This is a genomic window from Glycomyces dulcitolivorans (assembly GCF_003265355.1).
Lineage (GTDB): Bacteria > Actinomycetota > Actinomycetes > Mycobacteriales > Micromonosporaceae > Glycomyces > Glycomyces dulcitolivorans.
Genome location: NZ_QFRW01000207.1, coordinates 1 through 6810, shown reverse-complemented (window position 1 = coordinate 6810; position 6810 = coordinate 1). Strand labels below are relative to the sequence as shown.

The window sequence follows — 6810 nt, the reverse complement described above, 5'->3', positions numbered from 1 at the left end:
GAGCTGCTCGGCGTCGCCGACCAGCTGCGCGGCGCGCCCGACCGGTTCGACGTGGACGCGGCGATCCTCGAACGCGCCCTTCGCGACCGGCTCGGCGCCGCGGCCTTCGAGGCCGCGGCGCGCACCGGCCGCGCCTTGGAGCGGGACGCGGCGCTGGCCCGCCTTGAGCGGGCCTGCACCGCTTAGGTGCGGCGCCGGTAGGCGGCGACCGCGAGCGGTGCGAAGACCGCGATGATCCCGGCGATCCACGCCAGGGTGACCGCGACCGGTCCGGCGACGGGGCCGCCGGTCATGAGCCCGCGGGCGGCGTCCATGGCGTACACCGACGGGTTGACGTCCATCCACGCCTGGAGCCAGCCGGGCATCGACTCGACCGGGGTGAGCAGGTTGGTGCCGAAGGTGAGCGGGAACGTGACGAGGAACGCCACGCCCTGCACCGACCCCGGTTCCTTGAGGACGGCGCCGAGCAGGAGGAACACCCAGCTGAGCGCGAAGCCGAGGCCGATGGCGAGCAGGCAGGCCGCGAGGGCCCGCGCCGGGTCGGTGTCGATCCGGAAGCCGAGCGCGGACGAGAACCCGAGGAGCACGACGACGGTGACGACGTACCGGATCGCGTCGCCGAGGACCGCGCCGATCAGCGGCGCGGACCGGCCGATCGGCATGGACCGGAACCGGTCGAACAGGCCGCTCTTGAGGTCGGCGCTGAAGTTGACGCCCGACTGGATCGACGCGAACAGCGTCAGCATCACCATGAGCGCGGGCACGAGCGTCTGGAGGTACGCGGCGGTGTCTCCCGCGAGCGCGCCGCCGAGGAGGAACCCGAACATGGCGGTGAAGATGATCGGCTGGAGCGTCACGTCGATGAGCTGCTCGGGGTTGCGGAGGGTCTTGACGAGGTTGCGCCAGGCGAGCGCGAGCGAGTGGCGCGCGAGGGCGAAGGGCCGCTTGGCGTCCGGTGCGAGGACCTCGGGCGCGGTGTCGGCGGTGAGGACGGCGGTCATGCCGGGACCTCCTCTTTCTTGTCGGCGGCGGTGTGGCCGGTGAGGGTGAAGAACACGTCGTCGAGGTCGGGCAGGCGCAGCGCGAGCTCGGTGACGCCGATGCCGGCGAGGGCGAGCTCGGCGACGACCGCGGTGAACACGAGCTCGCTGTCGGCGGGGACGGCGAGGACGCCGCGCTGGGGCGATTCGGGTTCGTGCCCGGTGAAGCGCCGCAGGAGGGCGGCGACGGCGTCGAGGGAGTCGGCGCCGGTGGGGCGCACGATGATCGACTGGCCGCCGACGATCCGCTTGAGTTCGGCGGGGGTGCCGTGGGCGATGACGCGGCCCTGGTCGAACACGGAGATGGCGTCGGCGAGCGCGTCGGCCTCCTCCAGGTACTGGGTGGTGAGCAGGACGGTGGTCCCGTCGGCGACGAGCCTCCTGACGACGCCCCACAGCTCCTCGCGCTTGGCCGGGTCGAGGCCCGTGGTCGGTTCGTCGAGGAACACGGTCTTGGGGCGGCCCATGAGGCCGGCGGCGAGGTCGAGGCGGCGGCGCATGCCGCCGGAGTAGGTCTTGACGGTGCGTTTGGCGGCGTCGGTGAGGTCGAAATCGGCCAGGAGCCGTTTCGAGCGGGAGCGGATCTCGCCGCCGCGCAGGTCGAGGAGCCTGCCGATGAGCTGGAGGTTCTCGAAACCGGTCAGGTCGTCGTCGACTGAGGCGAACTGGCCGGTGAGGCCGATGCGGCGGCGGACCTCGTCGGGGCGGCGGGTGACGTCGATGCCGTCGACGCGGGCGGTGCCGCCGTCGGGGCGCAGGAGGGTGGCGAGGACGCGGACCATGGTGGTCTTGCCCGCGCCGTTGGGGCCGAGCACGCCGAGGACGGTGCCTTCTTCGGCGGCCAGGTCGACCCCGGCGAGGGCGGTGAAGTCGCCGAAGCGCTTGACGAGCCCCTCGGTCTCGAATGCGGTGGACATGGGTGTTTCCCTTCGAACCGTTTCGGTTGTCGGGTCCCATGGTTCGACGGGGGCGTGTCATCGGCGGTGCACGCGCGTGTCACGGCCCGCACGCGGGCCGCGGGCCGTGACACGCGCGGCGCTACACGAACGGCTCGGTGAGGTGCGGCGTGGCGAGGTGGAGCGGGCCGGTGCCGAGGAGGCGCTCGCGGGAGCGCCTCGCGGCGGCGGGGTCCATCTCGTGGGCGTATTCGAGTTCGGGGTGCAGCAGTTGGACGGCGTGGACGAGGAGGTCGCCGGTGACGGCGGCGCGTTCGCGGCCGGATTCGACGAGGACGCTCTGGTGTCCGGGCGTGTGGCCCGGTGTCGCGACGATGCGCTCGCCGGTGCCGAGGACGGTGTCGCCGTCGAGGAGCCGCAGCCGTCCCGCGTCCCGGAGCGGTGCGAGCAGCACGGACTCCAGCCGCGGGTTGATCGCGTCGACCGCGTCGGCCTCGCTGCGCTGCAACAGGTATTCGGCGTTGGGGAAGTAGGGCCGCTGCTCGTCGCCGACGACCGCCCACCCGACGTGGTCGGTGTGCAGATGCGTCAGGACCACATTGGACACATCCGCGGGGTCGATCCCGGCCGCCGCCAGCTCCTCGGGGAGCCGCCCGGGGACCGGCGCCCAGGCGGCGGCGGGGCTGCCGGCCGGGCCGATCCCCGCGTCCACCAGGGTCACGCCCCGGTCGGAGCGGATCGCGAAGGCCCGGAACTGGAGCAGCCACCGGCCCTCGGCGTCGACCGCGCCGGGGTCGAAGGCGTCGGCGGCCGCCCACTGCGCCGCGCTCGCGCCGGGGAACGCCTCGGCCCTGGGGGAGAAGAACGGGCCGGCGCCGTCGGCGAGCGCGATGACGGTGTGGGTGCCGAGGTCGATCGAAGGCGGGGTCATCGCCCGATCCTGCCACGGGTTCCCCACCTGTGACCTGCGGGGTTGTCATGGAGTGCACTCCAGGACGTAGGCTGCGAGCGTTCACATCGACGACATAGGGGAGGCGCGATGGCGCGCGTGGCGGTCACCGGTGGCAGCGGGAAGCTCGGCAGGGCCTGCGTACGGGATCTGGTCGAGCACGGCTGGGAGGTCGTCAACCTCGACCGGCGGCCCTCGCCGGACCACCCGGACCCATTCTCGTTCCCGTACTCGCAGGTCGACTTCACCGACTACGGGCAGGCCGTGGAGGCCCTGACGCGCATCGACGACCGCTTCGACGGCTTCGACGCGCTCGTGCACCTCGCGGCGGTCCCCGCGCCGGGGCTCCAGCCGAACTCGGCGGTGTTCCGCAACAACATGCTCACCAGCTACAACGTGTTCGCCGCCGCGCGCCTCGCCGGGATCAGGAACATCGTGTGGGCCTCCAGCGAGACCGTCCTGGGCCTGCCGTTCGAGACCCCGCCGCCGTACCTCCCGGTCGACGAGGAATACGCCCCGCGGCCCGAGTCCACGTACTCCCTGGTCAAGACCATGGAGGAGACGATGGTCGACCAGTTCTGCCGCTGGGACCCCGAACTGAAGGCCACGGGCCTGCGCTTCTCGAACGTCATGTACGTCGAGGACTACGCGCAGTTCCCCTCGTTCGAGGCCGACCCCCAGCTGCGGCGGTGGAACCTCTGGTCGTACATCGACGCCCGCGACGGCGCCCTGGCCGTCCGCCGCGGCCTCGAACGCGCGGGGACCGGCAAGGAGGTCTTCACGATCGCCTCCCCGGACACCGTCATGTCCACGCCCACAGCGGAACTCGTCGCCCGCCACTACCCGGACCTGGAGCTCAAGCGGCCCGTCGAGGGCCACGAGACGCTCCTGTCGATCGACAAGGCGCGCAGGGTCCTCGGCTACGACCCGAAGCACTCCTGGCGCGACCACGTCTGAGCCCCAACCGGTTCGGCGCACGGTGCAACCTTCGGGCGGTTTCGGCGCATCTATGAGGTGCCGCCCTGACCGCCGATCCCGGAAGGCCCCGCATCCATGCGCCGAACCGTTCTCCCGCTCCTCGCCGTCCCGCTCGTCCTGACCGCCTGCTCCGCAGAGGAACCGGTGGAGGTCACCGACGAGGACGTCACCGCCATCGAGCAGAGCATGGTCAACATCTCGACGCTCAACTTCGAGATCGTCCAGGCGGAGGTCCGGATCGGGTCGATGTGCATGCAGGACGAAGGCTTCACCGTCCACGACCCGATCGCCCTGTTCGGGAACGGGATGCCCGGCCGGTTCGCGGGCTTCCAGTCGCCGTACGCGCGCATCCCCACGGTCGAGCAGGCCGAGAAGCTCGGGTTCGGGGCGTGGGTGACCTGGACCGATTCCGATGCGGCGCTGGAGATGCAGGAGGACCCCGACTACCTCGCGACCCGCGTCGAGGACGACGGCTGGTGGGACCCGGCCTTCGACGTGGAGCGCGCGGAGTTCGACGCCCTCGGCGACGAGTACGCCGCCACCTGGGAGGAGGCCTGGCAGGGCAGCGAGCGCTTCGCGTACGACCAGGAGTTCGAGGCGTGGATCGACGCCGGCGAGGACCCGTTCGAGTTCGAGGTCCAGCAGCCGCCGTTCGGCGGCTGCGAGCTGGAGACCATCGAGACCGTCTACGGCGAACCGGTGTCGGAGGAGGCCGACGGCGAAACCTACTGGTCCCGGCCCGGCGCCGACGGCAGCCCGATGGCCGCGGTCAGCGACGGCCAGGTGTACAGCGACATCCTCGACGAGTTCGCCGACGCCGAGCGGGCGTTCCTCGACTGCCTCGCCGACCGCGGCTACGGCGAGTGGGAGTTCGACGAGTACGGCTACCTGCCCACCGGCGACTACATCGCCGTGAACCTGTACGGCGACACCACGATCGCCTACGACGGCGACGAGCGGGTGGAGGTCGCCGAGCTGCCCGACGACACCGACGTGAGCGACCCCGTCGCCGCCGAGTTCGCCATCGCCCTCGACTTCGCCCAGTGCGCCGAGGACGGCGGCCTGCGCGACGGCGCCGAAGAGGCCTACGCGCGGCGCTACACCGAACTCGTGATCGGCGACCAGACCGAGCTGTACGCCTACGAGCAGCAGCTGGAGGGCTACCTCGCGAACGCCCAGGCGTCCCTCGAAGGCGAATAGGGAACGGGTGTCGGGCCCCCGATCTACGATCGGGGGCATGGCCGTCACATTCAAGATCTGCATCGACTGCGCCGACCCGCACCGGCTCGCCGACTTCTGGGCCGGGGCCATGGGCTACGCCGTCGAAGACCACTCGAAACTCATCGCGACCCTCCTCGACCAGGGGATCGTCACCGACGACCACGTCGTCGACGTCCACGGCCGCAAGGGCTGGAAGACCGCCGCCGCGGTCCGCGACCCCGACGCCCCCTTCGACGGGCACTCCGGCGTCGGCAAGGGCATGCGGCTGCTGTTCCAGACCGTGCCCGAACCGAAGACCGTGAAGAACCGCCTCCACCTCGACCTCCACTACGGCCCCGACTCCTACGAGGCCGAGGCCGACCGGCTCGAAGCGCTCGGCGCGACCCGCCTCGGCGCCTACGACGAGGACGGCGCCAAATGGATCCTCATGGCCGACCCCGAAGGCAACGAGTTCTGCTGCCACGCCTGACGAACGGAGAGCCCTGGAGCGGGATCGGGAGAAGCGGTATGTTCGATCGCGGAACCAGTAGAAGGTGAACACCGCGATGCCCGCACCCGATCCGAACATCCGCCTCTCCAACGCCGACCGCGAGACCCTCATCGGCCGGCTCCACGCCGCCACCGAAGAGGGCCGCCTCGACCTCGACGAGTTCGCCGAGCGCTCCGCCCGCGTCTACGAGGCCAAGACCTTCGCCGACGTCGAGCGCCTCCTCGCCGACCTCCCCGCAGCGGACCGCGCCCTCGCGGTCCCGAAGCGCCCCAAGTCGATCGCCGACGCACCCGACCTCGACCTGCAACCCGTGCACTCCCACGTCAAGCGCCAGGGCGCCTGGACCGTGCCCGCGCGCATCACCACGAAGCAGAAGCACAGCGCCGTCACCCTCGACTGCCGCGAAGCCCACTTCGCCGCCCCCGACACCGACCTCAAGGTCGACCTCGTCCACTCCAAGATCACGGTGATCCTGCCCCCGAACGCCTCCGCGGTCGACGAGGGCGTCCAGCTCCACGGCGGCGCCGTTGTCAACAAGTGCCACCAGAGCACCGACGGGCCCCGGATCCACCTCACCGGCACCAGCCGCTACGGCAAGGCCGTCATCCGCTACGAGCGCCGCTTCCTCTGGTGGCGTTGGTAAAGCACCATACGACCCGCACGACCAGGAAGGGGACCCCGAATCGGGTGTCCCCTTTCGAGTTCGCGCTGTTCACTATTCGCCACAACTTTTCACTCTAAAGGCGTAACTCGCGCGCCCCGGGTTCGTTAGACCAGCCATTCCCAGGCAGCAGCAGGCGGACACGATGCCCGGCCACCTGCGGCCTCGGACTCCCGATCCCACCGAACCCACCGATTCCCACCGGTCGCACCGCCCCCACCGGCAGTGCGATGCATCCACCGAAAGCGAGAACGCCATGACCACCATGGTCGTCTGCGTCCCGACCGTGCAAGCGGCCCGGGCCATATCCGCCAGCGCCTCCAGAATGGGCCAGTCCCTGGCCATCCGCACCGTCGACTGCGCCGCCGCCCTCCTGGTCGAGCTGCGCCAGCGCCTCGTCCAGACCGCCGTCATCGACTTCAAGCTCGCCGCACCGAATCCCGTCGTCTTCGCCCAGAACCTGCGCTCGCGCTTCCCGCAGACCGCGCTCGTCATGTGCGGCGACGCCGACCCGCGCACCGCCGCCATGGTCGTCGCGGCCGGCGCCCGCGGCGTCCTGCGCGCGCCCGCCGCCG

At 71.2% G+C, this 6810-nt stretch carries 8 protein-coding genes and 1 pseudogene; 6 read left to right on the top strand and 3 right to left on the bottom strand.

The features are described 5' to 3' along the window. A partial coding sequence (locus tag DI269_RS14640) for a hypothetical protein (protein ID WP_157974996.1) occupies nt 1-186 on the top strand: 186 nt, incomplete at its 5' end. Here DI269_RS14640 and DI269_RS14635 read toward each other — a convergent pair. The 3 genes from DI269_RS14635 to DI269_RS14625 form a co-directional block, all read right to left on the bottom strand. Continuing rightward, nucleotides 183-1001, bottom strand: coding sequence for an ABC transporter permease (locus DI269_RS14635; RefSeq protein ID WP_112137053.1), 819 nt, complete (start codon nt 999-1001; stop codon nt 183-185). The genes DI269_RS14640 and DI269_RS14635 overlap by 4 nt on opposite strands. Further along, nucleotides 998-1957: an ATP-binding cassette domain-containing protein gene (locus DI269_RS14630; RefSeq protein ID WP_112137051.1), complete on the bottom strand. Its 960-nt coding sequence runs from the start codon at nt 1955-1957 to the stop codon at nt 998-1000. Before DI269_RS14630 ends, DI269_RS14635 begins: the two co-directional genes overlap by 4 nt. Nucleotides 1958-2078: 121 nt before the next feature. Then, entirely contained in the window at nt 2079-2867 is a 789-nt protein-coding gene (locus DI269_RS14625) for an MBL fold metallo-hydrolase (protein WP_112137049.1), read from the bottom strand. 108 nt (nt 2868-2975) lie between these two features. On the opposite strand from DI269_RS14625, the gene DI269_RS14620 reads away from it, so the two are divergent. The 5 genes and pseudogenes from DI269_RS14620 to DI269_RS14600 form a co-directional block, all read left to right on the top strand. Beyond that, the gene (locus DI269_RS14620; protein ID WP_112137047.1) at nt 2976-3842 is read left to right on the top strand and encodes an NAD-dependent epimerase/dehydratase family protein; all 867 of its coding nucleotides are present in this window, start codon (nt 2976-2978) and stop codon (nt 3840-3842) included. A 96-nt stretch (nt 3843-3938) separates the two neighbouring features. Beyond that, nucleotides 3939-5063, top strand: a complete 1125-nt coding sequence (locus tag DI269_RS14615) for a hypothetical protein (protein ID WP_112137045.1) — start codon at nt 3939-3941, stop codon at nt 5061-5063. Nucleotides 5064-5100: 37 nt separating this feature from the next. Then, on the top strand, nt 5101-5553 hold the full coding sequence (locus DI269_RS14610) for a VOC family protein (RefSeq protein WP_112137043.1): 453 nt from the start codon (nt 5101-5103) through the stop codon (nt 5551-5553). A 76-nt stretch (nt 5554-5629) separates the two neighbouring features. After that, nucleotides 5630-6217: a DUF1707 SHOCT-like domain-containing protein gene (locus tag DI269_RS14605; RefSeq protein WP_157974995.1), complete on the top strand. Its 588-nt coding sequence runs from the start codon at nt 5630-5632 to the stop codon at nt 6215-6217. A 274-nt stretch (nt 6218-6491) separates the two neighbouring features. Beyond that, nucleotides 6492-6810, top strand: a pseudogene (locus tag DI269_RS14600) (hypothetical protein); the annotation flags it as partial.

Bases quoted from the DNA above. Each gene is read 5' to 3' on its own strand.
- DI269_RS14635 (WP_112137053.1), bottom strand. From the start codon at position 1,001: ATGACCGCCGTCCTCACCGCCGACACCGCGCCCGAGGTCCTCGCACCG.
- DI269_RS14605 (WP_157974995.1), top strand. From the start codon at position 5,630: ATGCCCGCACCCGATCCGAACATCCGCCTCTCCAACGCCGACCGCGAG.
- DI269_RS14620 (WP_112137047.1), top strand. From the start codon at position 2,976: ATGGCGCGCGTGGCGGTCACCGGTGGCAGCGGGAAGCTCGGCAGGGCC.
- DI269_RS14615 (WP_112137045.1), top strand. From the start codon at position 3,939: ATGCGCCGAACCGTTCTCCCGCTCCTCGCCGTCCCGCTCGTCCTGACC.
- DI269_RS14610 (WP_112137043.1), top strand. From the start codon at position 5,101: ATGGCCGTCACATTCAAGATCTGCATCGACTGCGCCGACCCGCACCGG.
- DI269_RS14625 (WP_112137049.1), bottom strand. From the start codon at position 2,867: ATGACCCCGCCTTCGATCGACCTCGGCACCCACACCGTCATCGCGCTC.
- DI269_RS14630 (WP_112137051.1), bottom strand. From the start codon at position 1,957: ATGTCCACCGCATTCGAGACCGAGGGGCTCGTCAAGCGCTTCGGCGAC.